Here is a 15,894-nt window from a genome sequence, read left to right on the forward strand (position 1 = left end):
ACGGCGTGGTCGGATCGAGAATCGGCCGGAGCCGTCAGCCTCCACTGCGACCGCCGTTTCCCCAGCTGTGGCGATCCACCAGCACCGGGCGGTCCGGAAGCGTCAGCGTCACCTTGGCACCGACGGGGAGTCCGGCCGTCGAGTGAGTCGCCACGTCCGCCATCACTTCCGCGCCTCCGGCCAGCCGTACAGTCAGTCTTGTCGTCGCGCCCAGGAATGTCGCGCCCACGATCTGGGACGTGCCATCGCCGTCCGCCGTGACCCCGATCGCTTCCGGGCGTACCAGTACATCCACCTCGCCACTTCCACCGTCGGTCCCGACGGGGCCCGGCAGCGTCCCGTGGACCGGTAGCGTGCGGCCGAACGCGCCCACGGTCGTGCCGTCCGCCCCCGGCCGGGCCGGTATCCGGCTCATCACCCCCACGAAATTGGCGACGAACGCGGTCGCAGGGCGTTCGTACAGCTCTGCGGGAGGCGCGCACTGTTCGAGTCTCCCGGCGCGCATCACGGCGACCCGGTCGGCCATGGAGAGGGCCTCCTCCTGGTCGTGTGTCACGAACAGCGTCGTGATGCCCAGTTGTTGTTGGAGGCGACGGATCTCCTCGCGCAGTGTCAGCCGCACCTGAGCGTCGAGCGCGGACAGCGGTTCGTCGAGCAGCAGTACGCGTGGCCGCAGTGCCAGAGCGCGGGCCAGCGCGATGCGCTGCTGCTGGCCTCCGGAGAGCTGGCGCGGGAAGCGGGCGGCGTGGTTCGGCAGCCCGACCAGCTCCAGAAGTTCCGCGGCGCGAGCCCGCCGCGCGGCTTTGCCCGTCCCGTTCATCCGCAGCCCGAAGGCGACATTGTCGATGGCTGTCATGTGCGGAAAGAGGCTGTACGACTGGAACACCATGCCCGCCTCGCGGCGGTGTGCGGGAACACGCGTGATGTCCTCGCCGTCCACGAGCACTTCGCCCGTGTCGGGCCGTTCGAAGCCGGCGACCGTGCGCAAGGCGGTGGTCTTTCCGCAGCCGGACGGGCCGAGCAGTGCCAGGAGTTCGCCGGAGCGGACTTCAAGGTCCAGTCCGTCCAGCGCCGTCGTCGTGCCGAAGGCGCGGCGCAGCCCACGGAACTCCACGGTTGAACCGGCCCGCGTCGGCCTGACGCTTTCGGGATCGGTGAGAAGGTCGGTCATGAGTTCTCCTTGGGGCGGCGAGCACGTCCGGCGGCGCTGATCATCAGCAGCAGCATCCAGGTGACGAGGAGGCCGACCATCGAGACGGCCACCGACATCTGCGCCTGCGAGCCGCTGGTGGCAACGATCCACACGGCGAACGGCTGATAGCCGAGGACCGCGGCGACGGTGTACTCGCCGAGGACGAGTGCGAGGGTCAGGAACGCCGTGTTGAGCAGCGCCCCGCGAAGGTTGGGCAGCACGACATGGATAAGGGTGTGCGGCCACGGCGCCCCGCAGGACCGTGCAGCCTCGACGAGCACGCGCAGGTCGATGGCGGCGAACCCGGTGTCGAGTGTGCGGTACGCCAGCGGCAGCGCCATCAGCGTGTAGGCAAGCACCAGAACCATGGGGAACTGCGGGGCCTGGAGCGCGGCCATGGCTTGGAAGAGCGGGGTACCGGCAAAGTGGTCCGGTCCCCAGCGCAGCACCGCGCTGATCCCGGCGACCAGGGCGACAGCCGGTACGACCAGCGGCAGCATGCACACGATCTCGACGAGTGTGCGCAGACGCGGTGCGGCCAGCCGCACCGTGACCAAGGCAGGCACGAGCAGCACCAGAACCAGCGCGATGGTGGCCGCGGCCAGTTTCAGGGTCAAGGTGAGGCTGTCGGTGAAGCCGTCGGCACCGAAGATGCCGGTGTAGGCCTCGAAGCCCAGGGCCTGGCGGGGGGCGCCGATTCCGATGCTGAAGGCGATGGCGCATGCGATCGGGACGAGGAAGTACGCACCGGTGAGCAGCAGTACGGCGCTGCGCCCGTATCCGGTCCTGTTCAAGCGAGCCATCGTGTGCTCCTGCGCTGCAACGGCACCTGGACGGCCATGACGAGCCCCGCGACCAGCACCATGTCGACGCCGAGCGCCAGGGCGACGTTGTCCTGGCCGACCAGGACGTTGCCGGACAGCGCGTCCGCGATCTGCATGGTGACCAGCGGTACCGAGCTGCCGACCATCGCGGCGGCCGTCGCGTACGCACTGAACGCGGTGCCGAACAGCAAGACATAGCCGCCGAGCAGCGATGGCATGAGAATCGGCAGGGCGACGTGCATCCAGTACCGGAAGGTGCTTGCGCCGTTATTGTGGGCGGCCTCGCGCCACTGCCGCCGCAGCCCCTCCAGAGCGGGGGCGAGCGTGAGGACCATGAGCGGAATCAGGAAGTAGAGGTAGACCAGGGTCAGGCCCCAGAAGCCGTACAGATTCCAGCCGTGGCCGAGCAGGTGGAAGCGGGTCGTCAGCACCCCGGCGTTGCCGAGCGTCGCCACGAAGGCGAACGCGAGCGGCACACCGCCGAAGTTCGCCAGTACGCCCGCCCCGGCCAGGACTGACTCGCGCAGCGCGCGGAATCGTGAGGTCACGACCGCGTGGGCGACCGGCAGACCGACGACCGCGGCGATCAGCGCGGAGAGGGCGGAGAGCTTGACGCTTCCGAGGAGCGCGGTGAGGTAGGGGCCGTGCAGTGAGGCGCTCATGTTTGCGCCGGTGAATCGGGCCCCGCCGGGCACAGTTTCGGGCGTCGTGAGCGCGCCGAACACCATTGTCCCGGCGGGCAGGCCGAACGCCAAGGCGGCGAAGAGGAGCAGCGGCACGACACCCAGCCAGCCTGCCGAGCGAGGAAGGCGCCGCCGCCGGGCGGCACCCGCACGAGTACTGCTTCCGGAGGAGCGGTTCGAGTTGTCGCCTCTGGCGACTGCTTGGAGGGTACTCATTCGCCGGCGCCCCGGCCCCAGCCCTGGACGACGTCCTGTTTGGCCTTGCTGACCTGACCCTCCGTCGGGAAGGCGGTCTTGCCGGCGGGTGCCTTGGGGAGCTTGGCGGCGACGGCGGTGTCGAGCGTGCCGGCCTTCTGCATCGAGGGCATCAGCACGGGGCGGGCGTGGCCCTTGAGCCACAGGTTCTGGCCTTCGGGGCTGTAGAGGAACTCCTGCCACAAGCGGGCAGCGGCCGGGTGCGGTGCCCACTTCACGATGGCCTGCGAGTAGTACTGGGAGTACACACCGTCGGCCGGGACGCTGACCTTCCAGTCGACGCCCTTGGCGCGGAGGTCGTCGACGTATCCGGCGTTGAGGTAGTCCCAGTTGATACTGATCGGCGTCTCACCCTTCTGGATGGTCGCAGGGCTCGACTCGACAGGGTTGAAGTTGCCGGAATTCTTCAGGCGGGCGAAGAAGTCCAGGCCGGGCTTGATGTCGTCGAAGGAGCCCTTGTTGGCGAGTGCCGCCGCGTATACGGCACCGAAGGCCGAGCCGGACTTCGTCGGATTGCCGGTCAGCGCGATCTGGCCCTTGTACCGCGGATCGAGCAGGTCGGCGAAGGTCTTGGGGCACTTCTTGACGCGGGCCGCGTCACAACCGATCGAGACGTAGCCGCCGAAGTCGTTGTACCAGCGTGCCTGAGCGTCCTTCTGCTCCTGCGGGATCTGGTCGAAGGCTGAGACGCGGTACTGCGCCAGCAGGTTCTGCTGGGCCGCGCTGATGGCGAAGGCGCTGCCCACGTCGATGACGTCCGGAGACCGGTCCTGTCCCTTGCGGGAGGTGACTGCGGCGAGCTCGTCCTGACTGGAGGCGTCGGGGTTCTCGACCTCGACCTTGATCCCGTACTTCTTCTCGAAGGTGTCGATGATCTCGCCGTAGTTCGTCCAGTCCCGAGGAAGGGCGATGGCGTTCAACTTGCCCTCCTTCTTCGCGGCCGCGACGAGAGCGTCGAGGCCGCCGGCGTCCTGTGCCGAGACGGCGGTCGCGGCCTTGCTCCCGCTATCGCTTGCCGCATCTGTGCTGGTCAGTCCGCATGCACTGAGTCCCAGCGCGGCCGCGGCAAGGACACAGGAAAGGCCCGCCGAGGGAACGCGGTGCAGTCTCAATGGAATCTCCCAGTGGAATAAGTTGGCTGTACAACTTGACTCATTACCTCGGGAGGCGGTGTACGGAAGATGAACGCCGGCGAACGCGCGGAGCAGCCTTTCGGGAAGAGATCGCGGGCTGTGCGGCGGGAGGGGCCTGATCGTTGAGCCACGTTCGGGAGCGGATAGGCTCACGATCCACAGCAGCGGCGATGGGCGGCTGAGGGAGAAGGAGAGCAGAATGGCGGTCGCGGGGGGCGGCACCACCGGAGCCCGGTACCGGCGGCTGGCGGCTGACCTGCGCGAGGCCATAGCTACCGGCGCCTACGGGGCGGACGGTCGGCTGCCCAGCGAGGAGAAGCTTGCCCAGCAGTACGGCGTCTCACGCGGCACTGTCCGTCAGGCGCTGGCCGTACTGCGCGCCAACGGCCTGGTCACTTCTCGACGTGGCACGCGCCGCGTCGTGCTCGGCACCGCACGTACGCAGAGTTTTTTCGAGTTGCTGAGTTTCACCCGATGGGCACGCTCGCTCGGAGAGGAACCGGGCAGCCGCACCATCGACATCGAACGCCGCCCCGCAGAACCGTTGGAATGCGAGCAGCTCGGCCTCGCTCCGGGGTCGCAGATATACCGGGTGCTCCGGCTGCGGACGCTGTCGCGTGTTCCCATCATGGTCGAGAGGACTCTCTACCCCGAGCGGATCGGCGCCCTGATCAAGCGCCTGGATCCCCACGCGATCTCGCACACCGATCCACTGGCGGAGGAGGGAGTGGTGTTCGCGGACACGGAACACACCATTGACCTCGTCTACGCCGATGCCGACGACACGCGCCTCCTCGGCTGTGCTCCGGACGCGCCGCTGATGCGGGAGCGGCGGCGGGCCACGGACCAGGCGGGCAGACCGTTGATGTGGTCGGACGACCGCTTTGTGCCGGGCGCGATTGCTTTCACGGTGCACAACTCAGTGGCGACGACGGCGCTGTCGCGCCGACGCGGCTGAGCTGACTGGCCGTCATTGCCGTCGTTGGCCGTGCGAGGGTGGTCGGCTCATGTCCGGTGGCGCTGACGCGTGGTGAAGGACGAGGACGGCCTGGACGATCGCTGTGATGCGGTTGGCGATGCGCATCGCTTCGGCCAGGGTGGGGGCGAGGGCGGCCAGTACCTCGACGGCCTCACGTATGTAGCGGTACACGGTCGCGATGCCGATGTCGAACCCGGCGGGCGAGCCGGGCGTAGGTGTCACCGCATCGCAGATGGGCCAGGGCGAGGAGAGTCTGACGACCGGCGGGCAGACGCCGCCACCGGGTTCCGATCTCCCCACGCCGGACAGTGAGTCGTCCGGTCAGGCACCGCAGGGTGCGACGGGACAGGTCGATCGACGACGGGTAGACAAGCACGCGAAGCTCCTGGTGGCTGCGGGCGATCTTGGTCGAGAACCCGCTCTCTTGCCGGACTCCGCTGGACGGCGCCCGAGGTTGCCGGCGAAGTCGACCCCGACTGCGTGCCGAACTCTCCACAGCTGGCCCGTCTGCTCGAAGCGGTCAAGGCGCTTCCCGGCCGCGGCCCGCATCTGTACGCCTTCTTCGGCTGCATGTACTACGCCGCGATGCGCCCCGCGGAAGTCATCATGACGTGGCGCCGAGCGGGACAGAGCATCCGGGTTCTCTTCCGCTACTACGCCGAGTTCCTCGCCGAGGCGCGTCATCACGCGAACCGCCTCATCGAGGACTCCATGCAGCGGTGGGACGAGCGTGAGGGGCCGTAGAGGGCGTGTTAGAGGATGTCTCACGTGGTGAGCTTCGCAAGTCTCTTGTAGCAGGTCAGGGCTGCGGCGAGGCCGAGGAAGGCGAGGAAGTGGCTGCCCTTTCGTTCGTACCGGACGGTGAGGCGGCGGTAGCCGAAGAGCCAGGAGATCGACCGCTCGATCTTCCAGCGGTGCCGGCCGAGCCGCTCGCCGGACTCGATACCGGGCCGGGCGATCCGTGGGATGAGGTTCCGGCCCCGAAGCCAGCGGAGGTGTTCGGCGGAGTAATACGCCTTGTCCGCACGGATCTTCACCGGCCGTCTCCGGCGTGGGCCGCGCCGGGAACGTATGGCGGGGATGCCGAGGATCAGCGGCTTGAACGCCTGGCTGTCATGCAGGTTCGCACCGGACACCGCGACCGCCAAGGGCAGACCCTGAGCCTCGGACAACACATGCAGTTTGCTGCCCTTCTTGCCGCGATCGACCGGGTTCGGCCCAGCCAGCGAGCCCCCCCTTTCGCCCGCACCGACGCGGCATCGACGATCGCGGACGTCCAGTCCAGCTCACCCCTGGCACCAAGCTCGTCCAGCACCGCCCGGTGCAGCCTGCGCCACAGCTCGGCCCCGGTCCACGCGGTAAACCGACGGTGCGCGGTGGCCGGTGATACACCGAACGACTCCGGCAGATACCGCCACGCGCACCCACTCGTCAGCACGTACACCACAGCCGTGAACACCGCCCGCTCATCCACCGGAGCAGTACCTCCGCCCTGCGGACGGGACGTGAACCTCGGCAACAACGGAGCTGCCAGCTCCCACAGTTCGTCCGGAACCAGCCGACGCGACAGATCAACCCTCACGGTGCAACATCATGCCGCATCAGTGAACTGCCACGTGAGACACCCTTTAAGTCCTGTCACCGTGTCCAGCGTGGACGCAGTCTCGAGCTTGGTGAACAGCAGGTAGGGCACATTCATGTCCCAGCCTTCGATCGCGAACCGGTCGGGGGCTTCCTGATCGTATTGGACCGTGACGCGCTGCCAACCCGAGCTTGAAGTAACTGGCCGCCTCTTCCAATCAGTCTCGGCCGACAGTGGCCTGAAGCGGGCGGTGTTCGCGAACACCCAGCGCCGGCGCATCTTCCCCTCCACAGCCCGCGCGACATCGAGGACGCCGCCGCTGACCTGTTCCGCAACGGGCTGCTTCGCCCAGCACCCGGTCTTCAAGCCTGACACGGCGCCCGTGACCGGTGGCCGGGGCCCGGCGCCGCCGTTCATGGAGAAGCCCCGACGGTCCGAGATGGAGTGCGGACTGCCAGGGCTTCGTTCGCCTGAGCTACGGGGAAAGCTGCAGGCGGTCAGGGGGGAGTGGCAACTGCCCGGGCGACTTGCAACCGGTCGAGCCGCTCATAGAGGGCACGCACCTGCCGGACGCGCATCTGCACACACCGAACGGTTCCCAGACGTCGTTGCGCTAGGCGCCGGTCCGCTTCCTCCAACACCACCTCAGCCAGGACGCGCGGCTCGGCGTCCGACAGCAGGACGCTGCAGCAGCGCCGGACTTCGGCCGCCACCGTCCGAGCGTGCTCGGTGAGCTGGAGGGCGATCTGATCGCAATCGCCGGGCGGGAGGGTGGCATGGCCGGCCCAGGCAATCACGGCCTGGACCAGCCGCATGTGCGGCTCGCGGTCCAGACGGACACCGAGGTTCGCGCCGAGCCGACCGTTGGGGGCGTACACGGCGGTCACCGCTCCGCCTCCGTCTGTGATGCTTCCTGGGCGCTGGCGGCGTCGTCGATGCGCTGCGCCAACTGGGACGCCAGGGCTGCACTGCAGCCACCCAGTTCCACGAAGCCGTGACCGTTGACCGGGCTGGAGCTGCGCAGCGAGGGGAGGACGATACCCAGCCGGGCGAGCGCGGCCGCGAGGGCCGAGGCCGCGGCGGCGCCGGCCAGCTCAGCGTCGCGTTGTGCGTTCTTGATGGTCCCGGGTGTCATGACGGCCCCTTCACGCGGGCTGCGAACCGGTCGTCCGGGAGACGACAGGAGGGATGGTGCCTCAACAGTTCCAAGGAGCGCCGTTCTTGTCGCGGGCGTTGGAGTCCAAGAAATGTGGACACGGCGGGGCGGGGCCGACCTGCAGCGACACGGGTGTGGCACGGCAGGTGTGGCCACCGAGAGCCCATGGAGAACGGCCAGTTGACGCCTCTGCGGCCCGCCACAGCTCTACCATGAGGGTAGGCAGACCGTCGAGGAGCGGAAATGGCCCCACATCCGACCGGCACGAAACGCGACCGGGACCGGCTCCGGTAGGAGATGACGGAGGCTGGCTGTGACCTGGCGCAGATCAGCATGGAGATGCGAACGCGCTTTCCTGCGCCCACGTGAAGCGTGGCGGCATGCGCACGGCCTGACGCTGCAGGCCGCCGCCGACCGTATGAACGACCTGGGCGGATCACGCCGCGGGGTGGAGGTTGCGGCCGACCCATCACTGGTCGCGAAATGGGAGAAGTGGCCGGCGCCCTCGGGACGCAAGCCCTCCCCGCGGGTGCTGGTCATGCTCGCCGAGCTCTACGGGTGCGGCGTTGCCGACGTCGACTACGAGGACCGCACGCACCTCCCGCCGGCCGACCGGCAGCTGCTGGAGCCCGGGCCCGCCCCCGCTTCGCCTGCGCCGGCCCCGGCCCCGGTGCTCGTGCCGGAACCGGTGGGCGGTGCCCTGGTGGAGGCCGCCGCGGACGAGTCGGCGGTCTGGGCGATGTGGGCGGAGTCCACCAACGTGGGCGACCTGGCGTGCGAGCAGCTGGCGGCCGATGTCCGTGCCCTGGCCCGTGGCTACGTCGCGGCCGATCCGCCGCTCCGCGTCTTCGCCGCGGCCCGACGCCTGAGCCGGGCTGGCTAATACCGCTCTTCCCCGGGCCGCATGAGCCAGCTGATGGCACCGAGAACGAGACACGATTCCTGGACCGCTCGCGGACGCGGTCGTGGTCGGTCGAAGTACGCGTCAGCTGACCCGAAGACCGACCGCCAGCGTCAGTTCAAGGACCCGGTGTGGCGATGCGAGATCCGGAAACAGCTCCCGCAGCTGCGACATCCGGTACCGCACGGTCTGGGGATGGACGAACAACGCCGCCGCCACCTCCTCCCGCCTGCCCTGGTGCAGCAGCCACGCCTGCAACGTCTCCTCCAGCCGCCGTGCCGTCGCGACAGGCAAGGTCCGCAACGGTGCGAGGGCTCGGGCACGCAGGTCTGCGAACGCGTCCACGTCGGCGCTCAGCACCAGCTCGGGCAGGTGGTCCTCGGTGTCGCGAATATCAGAGGAGAGGGAGCGCGCGCGTACGGCTCGTGCGTACGAGGCGGACGCACGAGTCCATGGTCGGGTCGGCCCGACCACGGCGGTGCGGTCGGTCAGCTGCCGCAAGAGATGTGATCGGTCGGCATCGGGGACGAGCAGCACACCGAAGGCCTCCGGCAGATCGTCGAGGACGAGGGTGCTCGGGTCGAGCGCGCGGTAGGCAGGCCGGGCCTGGGCGGCGGGCAGCAGGACCGCGGTCAGCGAAACCGGAGGCTGCCACCCGGCCTGTTGAACAGAGGCCAGCAGCACGTCCGAACTCGCGCCGGCGAGGAGGTCGCGGGCCAGGTGTTCCAGGTGGCGCTCGTGGGCCCTGCCCCGGATGGCCAGTTCGTCGGCGTGGCCCGCGGCGCTCGCGGCGGAGAGCTCGTCGATGTAGGCGAAGGTCAGCTCGGCGAACTTGGCGACCTCGGCGGCGGGCAGACCTGCGGGTACGGCACCCGCTGCCAGGCATCGCCAGGCCACGCGGGCGCCGACGCGGTAGGCGCTGAGCAGGGCGTCCATCGAACGGCCGTCGCGGACCTCGCCGCGGCCCAGCTCGTAGGCTGCGTCACCGGCGTCGCCGCCTGTGGCGTTCCCGCTCGCGAGGTCCAGGTAGTGCCCCAGGGCGGTGCGGACGGCTCGGCGGATGGTGCCGCCCATGCGGCCCGAAAGGGCGTTGGCGTAGGGAGGGACCTCGTCGATGATCGCCTGGACGACCTCGTCGGCGGTGGTCTTCAGCGCGGCCCGAAGTGCGGTGACCGTCGTCTCATCCAAGGCCAGTTCGCTGGCCCTCCGGATTGCATAGCTCACGTTTTGTTCCCTACGAACAATTCAGCCGACCAGATTTACGTCCTGCGGTCAGGACTTTACGCCTTGAGGCGCAGCAAGCTGGAGTCATGACGAGTGCAGCCCCCCGCAGCAGGGCGTGGAAACTGCTGGAGATGGTCACGACGCCGCTGCTGCCGTCGGACTACCTCGACCTGGTCAGCCCGCTGCGTGCGGGCGCTGACCTGCGTGGGCGCATCGAGGCCGTGCACCCTGAGACGGAGGACGCCGCGACCATCGTGATCAGGCCGGGACGGGGCTGGCGCGGCCACACAGCCGGTCAGTACGTGCGGATCGGGGTCGACGTCGACGGGAGGCGCCTGTGGCGTGCCTACTCCATCACCTCGCCGACAAACCGCCAGGACGGCCGCGTCACGATCACCGTGAAGGCGATCCCGGACGGCAAGGTCAGTAACCACCTGGTCCGCAGGGCGAAACCGGGCATGCTGATCCAGCTCGACCAGGCAACCGGTGACTTCGTGCTGCCGCAGGCCAAGCCCGCCAAGGTGCTCTACCTGACGGCCGGCAGTGGCATCACGCCCGTGATGGGCATGCTGCGCGACATCGAGTTCGACGACGTCGTCATGGTCCACTGCGCGCCACAGCCGCAAGACGTGATCTTCCGCAACGAACTGCACGACCTGGTCGCGGACAAGAAGCTGCGGCTCACCGAGGTGCACACCGACACAGACGGCATGCTCGACATCGCCCGTCTCGACGAACTCGTGCCCGACTGGGCCGAGCGCGAGACCTGGGCTTGCGGGCCCGCGGGCCTGCTCGACGCCGCCGAAGAGCACTGGAGCGAACACGGTGTACAAGAGCGCCTGCACACCGAACGCTTCCGCCCCGGCATCGTCGTCGCCGGTGACGGTGGCGAGGTCACGTTCAGCGCCACCGGCAAGACCGTCGACGCGGACGGCGCCACGCCGTTGCTGGACATCGGCGAGGAGGCCGGCGTGCTCATGCCCTCCGGGTGCCGCATGGGCATCTGCTTCGGCTGCGTCACGCCGCTCAAGGCGGGCGCCGTCCGCGACCTGCGCACCGGCGAGATCACGGAGGCCGAGCCGGGCGTCCTCATCCAGACCTGTGTGTCCGCCGCGGCGGGCCCCTGCGACATCGAACGGTAGGAGCATTCTTGACCGCCATCGACCCCACCGCCCACCTGACCGCGGGGCAGATCGAGGAGCTTGGCCGCGAGCTGGACGCGATCCGCGACGAGGTGATCGCCAGCCGCGGCGAGAAAGACGCCGCCTACATCCGTAAGGTCATCTCGGCGCAGCGCAAGCTCGAGCTGGTCAGCAGGGGCGTGCTGCTGTTCTCGATCTTCCCGCCCGCGTGGCTGATCGGCACCGCCGGGCTGTCCGTGGCGAAGATCATGGACAACATGGAGATCGGCCACAACGTCCTGCACGGCCAGTGGGACTGGATGCGAGACCCGAAGATCCACTCCACCACCTGGGAGTGGGATCACGTCTCGCCGTCCGAGCAGTGGAAGCACTCGCACAATGAGCTGCACCACACGTACACCAACGTGATCGGCAAGGACAACGACCTCGGCTACGGCATCATGCGCGTCGACGAGGACCAGAAGTGGCACCCGTTCCACCTCGGCCAGCCGCTGTGGAACTTCATCAACGCCTGCTTCTTCGAGTACGGCATCGCAGCGTACGACCTGGAGCTCGGCAAGAACCTGCACAAGCGCCGCCGCAAGAACCCGGAGTTCCGCGCGCGGGCCAAGGCCGTGGGCCGCAAGATCCGCAAGCAGGTGCTCAAGGACTACGTGATCCACCCGCTGCTGTCGGGCCCGTCGTTCCTCACCACGCTCGCCGCCACGTTCACCGCGAACCTGGTCCGCAACATCTGGTCCCACTCGGTGATCATGTGCGGGCACTTCCCCGAGGGCGTGCAGGTCTTCGAGCGCCGGTCGATCAAGGGCGAGACGCGCGGCCAGTGGTACCTGCGCCAGATGATGGGCTCGGCGAACATCAGCGGCAGCAAGGCCATGCACTTTATGACCGGCAACCTGTCGCACCAGATCGAGCACCACCTGTTCCCGGACGTGCCGAGCAACCGGTACGCCGAGGTCGCGGTGAAGGTGCGCGCGCTGTTCGAAAAGTACGAGCTGGAGTACGTCACCGGGCCGCTGCCCAAGCAGGTGTTCTCCGCGTGGAGCAAGGTCTTCCGGCTCTCGCTGCCGAACAAGAAGCCCAAGGCCAAGACGCCGGACCGCGAGCAGGAGCTCGTCGCGGCCTGATTCCCGGTATTGGTTCAGAACTCTCGACCCTACCGGCGGCACCGCCAGGTTCGGTGAGATCCGTTGCGGACGGTGGGCGGCCGCGACATCAGACCGTACGACACGGGATCCGGGCAGCCCGGTGTCCGGCTGCGCTGCCTGGACGTGCGCCAGGAGCTCAGCACACAGGTCCCGGCGAGGTGTTGTAGTGCGCTGACCTGCCGTGGTCGGGCCGGTAGTCGGGTGCGTACGCGCACTCGGTTTTGCCGACGGGCGGGCTGGGTGGAAGGCATGGGCTATGACGCAGACACTGCCGGAACCGATGCTCGCCGCCCCTGTGTCCGACCCTGCGCTGCAGCCGGGGTGGGCAGGTGAGCCGAAGTGGGACGGGTGGCGGGCTCTGGTCTCCCTCGACGTGGGCCAGGCCCGGTGGTGTGGACGTCTACGCGGAGCGTCTCGTACACGGCGCCCTCTCGATGCGGTCTCGCGCACTGGGTGTGCCGTGTCTCCAGGAAACTCCCTGGTCGGTGCAGCCGCCAGCCAGCGCCAGCGTGCGGTCCTCGGGCGGGGAGTCCAGCCACTCCGCACGCATGGCCTGAAGACGGTCGACATCCGAGGCCAGCCCCGGCACCTGGGCCCGCAGGTCGTCGGCCCACTACCGGGTGAGTGCCTGGCCGTTGACGTACAGCTCCCCGTCCCGGCCGCCGACCGCGAACAACACGCCGCCGCGCTGGGCGGGGATGACCATCGCGCCCACCGGCTTCATTTATGAGAACGACAGTGCGTGAGGCCCGTGGCCGGAGGTCGCTCCCGGCCCAAGAGTCTTGAAAGACAAAGGTGTCCGGAACGCTGCGCGTTCCGGACAGCATGCGCGGGCGGCAGCCCGCGAACCTCTTGTGGCGTTTCTGCCCCCAGCCGTCTCAGGCTGCGGCAGGCGGGTTCGGTGGTCCGGCGACGCGGCGGTGTTCGGCGTTGATCCGTTGGGCTTCTTCGAGCTGGTCTTCGAGGATGACGATGCGGCAGGCGGCTTCGATGGGGGTGCCCTGGTCGACGAGTTCGCGCGCGCGGGCGGCGATGCGCAGTTGGTAGCGGGAGTAGCGGCGGTGGCCGCCTTCGGAGCGGAGCGGGGTGATGAGGCGGGCTTCGCCGATGGCGCGCAGGAAGCTCTGGGTGGTGCCGAGCATTTCGGCGGCCCGGCCCATGGTGTAGGCGGGGTAATCGTCGTCGTCGAGACGGCCGAAGGTGTCGTTTGCTGTCATTGCACCTCTCTGTGGAACGCGCTTGAGGGCCCTGGTGCCGTACTGGCACCAGGGCCCCGAAGGAACTGCTACACCATCTGCCGGCCCTGGTACTGCGCCGGCCTTCTGTATCCGCATGCCCACCCGGGAGAGGGCGGGGGCTGCGGGGATCGCGGTTGCTTGACCGGAGACCACCTCACTATCGATGTCCTGCGGTACCCGGGCTCAAGACTCCGCCCGGGCGATCCTGATGGCGCCTGGCTCCTCCGTTCTTCCCTCGGTGATCAACTGCGTACTGCTGGTACTGCGAACTGCTCAATGGCCTGTGACAGCGCCACCCTTCGGCAGCCAGCCCCGTCGCCCATCCTGCGTCTGCTCTGGCTTAGAACCCCACTGCCGAACTTCCCGGTGCGCGCGTCCGCAGCCGACGCCTTCACCGAGGTGCTGCTCACTCAACTTCACTGCTGGACTGCACTTACAGATGCTGCGGTACTGCTCACGGCGGCCCCTGATCACTGCGGGCCACCCGGTCCGGTCGCCAGCCCCGTCGCCGTCCTGCAACAACCCTGGCTTCGAAACTCCGCCACCGCACCGTCCTGCCAACTGCAACTGCGGGTACTGCTGCCCGGCAGTTCGTCTCTGCCAGGCCCTGCTGACTTCCTGGGTTACGAGAGAAACCATAACCAAAGCACCACCCAATGTCTACCCCAGCCAACATAGGTTTTCGTGTGTTCGGCGGCGAGGTAATCGACCTCGAACAGTGACAGCGTCGGGGTTGAAGGACCACAAGCCGGGCACAAACACCGCGCAGACAACCGGGCATGACGATGCAGAGACAGGGTGACCTGATGGACACGATGAGCGCCACTGCCGTACCCGCCCGCTCCGCGACATCCGTCGCCGGCGCACGCGCCAGCGCCCGGGACTTCCTCGAAGGTCTCGTACATCCGATTCCAGCCGAGGCCGCCGACACCGTGATCCTGGTCGTCTCCGAACTTGTCACCAACGCCCTGCGCCACGGCGGCGGCACCTGCACCCTGGACCTGACCGCCCACCCGGACACCATCGAGGTGGCCGTCCACGACCACAGCTCGCAGGCACCACTCATGCGCACCCCCGACCTGAACGACGGCACCGGAGGCTTCGGCTGGCCCATGGTCAACCGCCTCGCCCGCACCACCGCCGTGACCCGCCACGCGACCGGCGGCAAGACTGTAAGCGCCCTACTGCCCCGGTAGCACCAAGGCGCCGGCCCCGTCACCGTTCCCGCCCCCGGGCCCGGCACCGAGGCGGAGAAGGACGCTGTCGGGAGTGGGAACCCCGAGGCGCCCAGTGCCACTGGGCGAATGCCGCGGGTCCTGCTTGTGGTGGAAGCCGGGGGCTCAATCGCCCGGGCAGGTCAGAGGCGGACGATGATCAGGGCGATGTCGTCCCGGCCGCCGCTTGCGACGCCGAGGCCCGCCAGGACGGTGTCGGCGACCTGTTCGGCGCCCAGGCGGCCACAGTCGCTGAGCGCATCGGTCAGGCGGCGCAGGCCGACGTCGATGTCCTCGCCGCGTCGTTCGATCAGTCCGTCGGTGTACAGCACGAGGGTGTCGTCGGGTTTGTAGGGCAGGCTGGCCTGCGGGCGGGGGACGTGCAGGGGGCGGGCGCCGAGCGGCGGGTCGGTGGCCTGGTCGAGGAGTTCGCACCTGCCGTCGGGGTGGGCGAGCACGGGGGCGGGTGGCCGGCGTTGCTGTAGGTGATCAGGCGGCCGCGGGTGTCGACGATCGCTTTGACGGCAGTGGTGCCCAGGGCACCGGCCACGGACCTGGCGTACAGACCGAGGACCTCCAGGCCTGGGCGGGGCGCTGCACGGCACGGATGGTGGCGGACAGGGCGCTGCGGAGCATGCCCATGACGGCGGCGGCCTGAAGGCCGTGTCCGATGACGTCGCCGATGGCGAGGGCGAGCAGGTCGGGCGGAATGTCGACGACGTCGTACCAGTCGCCGCACGCGTTGAGGGAGCCGACTGCGGGCAGGTAGCGCACCGCGACATTGCGGTGATGCCTCCAGGTCGGGTGCGTGGAGCATGGCTTCCTGCAAGGTGACGGCGACCTCGCGTGGTGGGGGCCGGGAGGGCCTGCAGCGCAGCGAAGTGCCGCCGGGCGACGGAGCCGGGGCCCAGGAGAAGACCGTCGGGCATGAAGTGTGGTGCGGCCAGGTGCCGTTCGAGGGCGGGCAGGTAGTTCCAGCGCACGCTGGGGTGGGCCGGAATGGGCGAAGTGGTGGAGGTCGCCGCAGGGGAGCCAGGTCACCGCGGTGAGGTGGGCCAGGGCGCGGTTGCGGGGGTAGAGGCGCAGACAGCGGCTGGCTTCCACCCAGGCCGGGGAGCCGGTGCGGGGCTCGGCGTCGAACCAGGTGTGTTCCACCAGTAGCGACATCCAGGCGAGCTGCGGATACAGCAGCAGGCGCGGGACGAGCACGCCGCAGACCAGGC

General features: G+C 68.8%; 16 protein-coding genes and 2 pseudogenes. 6 read left to right on the plus strand and 12 right to left on the minus strand.

Annotated elements, in window-relative coordinates:
• Positions 1 to 34: 34 nt before the first annotated feature.
• The 4 genes from OG422_RS29525 to OG422_RS29540 all read right to left on the minus strand — a co-directional run bounded on the left by OG422_RS29525 (position 35) and on the right by OG422_RS29540 (position 4,072).
• Entirely contained in the window at positions 35 to 1,171 is a 1,137-nt protein-coding gene (locus OG422_RS29525) for an ABC transporter ATP-binding protein (protein ID WP_405747287.1), read from the minus strand.
• A complete protein-coding gene (locus OG422_RS29530; protein WP_405747288.1) occupies positions 1,168 to 1,995 on the minus strand; it encodes an ABC transporter permease in 828 nt (275 codons plus the stop codon). The genes OG422_RS29525 and OG422_RS29530 overlap by 4 nt, the downstream gene beginning before the upstream one ends.
• On the minus strand, positions 1,983 to 2,795 hold the full coding sequence (locus tag OG422_RS29535; protein WP_405747289.1) for an ABC transporter permease: 813 nt from the start codon (positions 2,793 to 2,795) through the stop codon (positions 1,983 to 1,985). Before OG422_RS29535 ends, OG422_RS29530 begins: the two co-directional genes overlap by 13 nt.
• A gap of 116 nt (positions 2,796 to 2,911) precedes the next feature.
• A complete protein-coding gene (locus OG422_RS29540) occupies positions 2,912 to 4,072 on the minus strand; it encodes an ABC transporter substrate-binding protein (RefSeq protein ID WP_405748051.1) in 1,161 nt (386 codons plus the stop codon).
• Between the two features lie 214 nt (positions 4,073 to 4,286).
• On the opposite strand from OG422_RS29540, the gene OG422_RS29545 reads away from it, so the two are divergent.
• Positions 4,287 to 5,045, plus strand: coding sequence for a GntR family transcriptional regulator (locus tag OG422_RS29545; RefSeq protein WP_405747291.1), 759 nt, complete (start codon positions 4,287 to 4,289; stop codon positions 5,043 to 5,045).
• A gap of 51 nt (positions 5,046 to 5,096) precedes the next feature.
• Here the strand turns inward: OG422_RS29545 and OG422_RS29550 are convergent.
• A pseudogene (locus OG422_RS29550) lies at positions 5,097 to 5,442 on the minus strand (transposase family protein); the annotation flags it as partial.
• A 104-nt stretch (positions 5,443 to 5,546) separates the two neighbouring features.
• On the opposite strand from OG422_RS29550, the gene OG422_RS29555 reads away from it, so the two are divergent.
• A complete protein-coding gene (locus OG422_RS29555) occupies positions 5,547 to 5,810 on the plus strand; it encodes a hypothetical protein (RefSeq protein ID WP_405747292.1) in 264 nt (87 codons plus the stop codon).
• A 20-nt stretch (positions 5,811 to 5,830) separates the two neighbouring features.
• On the opposite strand, the gene OG422_RS29560 is transcribed toward OG422_RS29555, so the two are convergent.
• The 4 genes from OG422_RS29560 to OG422_RS29575 all read right to left on the minus strand — a co-directional run bounded on the left by OG422_RS29560 (position 5,831) and on the right by OG422_RS29575 (position 7,783).
• Positions 5,831 to 6,648, minus strand: a protein-coding gene (locus OG422_RS29560; protein WP_405747294.1) for an IS5 family transposase whose coding sequence is annotated in 2 segments (ribosomal slippage) — positions 5,831 to 6,304 and positions 6,307 to 6,648 — 816 coding nt in all. Because the reading frame shifts where the segments join, the coding sequence is not laid out codon by codon here.
• Positions 6,649 to 6,657: 9 nt separating this feature from the next.
• Positions 6,658 to 7,065, minus strand: coding sequence for a hypothetical protein (locus tag OG422_RS29565; protein ID WP_405747295.1), 408 nt, complete (start codon positions 7,063 to 7,065; stop codon positions 6,658 to 6,660).
• Between the two features lie 80 nt (positions 7,066 to 7,145).
• Positions 7,146 to 7,535 carry a restriction endonuclease gene (locus tag OG422_RS29570; protein WP_405747297.1) on the minus strand — a complete coding sequence of 130 codons (390 nt, stop codon included), beginning with the start codon at positions 7,533 to 7,535 and terminating at the stop codon, positions 7,146 to 7,148.
• Positions 7,532 to 7,783 (minus strand): hypothetical protein, encoded by a 252-nt coding sequence (locus tag OG422_RS29575; RefSeq protein WP_405747299.1) that lies wholly within the window; start codon positions 7,781 to 7,783, stop codon positions 7,532 to 7,534. Before OG422_RS29575 ends, OG422_RS29570 begins: the two co-directional genes overlap by 4 nt.
• A gap of 559 nt (positions 7,784 to 8,342) precedes the next feature.
• Between OG422_RS29575 and OG422_RS29580 the strand changes: the two genes are divergently transcribed.
• On the plus strand, positions 8,343 to 8,687 hold the full coding sequence (locus OG422_RS29580) for a hypothetical protein (protein ID WP_405747301.1): 345 nt from the start codon (positions 8,343 to 8,345) through the stop codon (positions 8,685 to 8,687).
• 102 nt (positions 8,688 to 8,789) lie between these two features.
• Here the strand turns inward: OG422_RS29580 and OG422_RS29585 are convergent, their stop codons facing one another.
• On the minus strand, positions 8,790 to 9,929 hold the full coding sequence (locus OG422_RS29585) for a PucR family transcriptional regulator (RefSeq protein WP_405747302.1): 1,140 nt from the start codon (positions 9,927 to 9,929) through the stop codon (positions 8,790 to 8,792).
• 86 nt (positions 9,930 to 10,015) lie between these two features.
• Here OG422_RS29585 and OG422_RS29590 point away from each other — a divergent pair, with 86 nt between their 5' ends.
• Positions 10,016 to 11,071 carry a ferredoxin reductase gene (locus OG422_RS29590; protein ID WP_405747304.1) on the plus strand — a complete coding sequence of 352 codons (1,056 nt, stop codon included), beginning with the start codon at positions 10,016 to 10,018 and terminating at the stop codon, positions 11,069 to 11,071.
• Between the two features lie 8 nt (positions 11,072 to 11,079).
• Positions 11,080 to 12,198 (plus strand): fatty acid desaturase family protein, encoded by a 1,119-nt coding sequence (locus OG422_RS29595; RefSeq protein WP_405747305.1) that lies wholly within the window; start codon positions 11,080 to 11,082, stop codon positions 12,196 to 12,198.
• Between the two features lie 899 nt (positions 12,199 to 13,097).
• On the opposite strand, the gene OG422_RS29600 is transcribed toward OG422_RS29595, so the two are convergent.
• Positions 13,098 to 13,436 carry a MerR family transcriptional regulator gene (locus OG422_RS29600; protein WP_405747306.1) on the minus strand — a complete coding sequence of 113 codons (339 nt, stop codon included), beginning with the start codon at positions 13,434 to 13,436 and terminating at the stop codon, positions 13,098 to 13,100.
• 827 nt (positions 13,437 to 14,263) lie between these two features.
• On the opposite strand from OG422_RS29600, the gene OG422_RS29605 reads away from it, so the two are divergent.
• The gene (locus OG422_RS29605; RefSeq protein WP_405748053.1) at positions 14,264 to 14,653 is read left to right on the plus strand and encodes an ATP-binding protein; all 390 of its coding nucleotides are present in this window, start codon (positions 14,264 to 14,266) and stop codon (positions 14,651 to 14,653) included.
• Positions 14,654 to 14,814: 161 nt separating this feature from the next.
• Here OG422_RS29605 and OG422_RS29610 read toward each other — a convergent pair.
• Positions 14,815 to 15,518, minus strand: a pseudogene (locus OG422_RS29610) (PP2C family protein-serine/threonine phosphatase); the annotation flags it as partial.
• Positions 15,519 to 15,894 lie beyond the last annotated feature (376 nt).

Source organism: Streptomyces sp. NBC_01525 (assembly GCF_045040405.1).
Classification (GTDB): Bacteria; Actinomycetota; Actinomycetes; order Streptomycetales; family Streptomycetaceae; genus Streptomyces; species Streptomyces benahoarensis.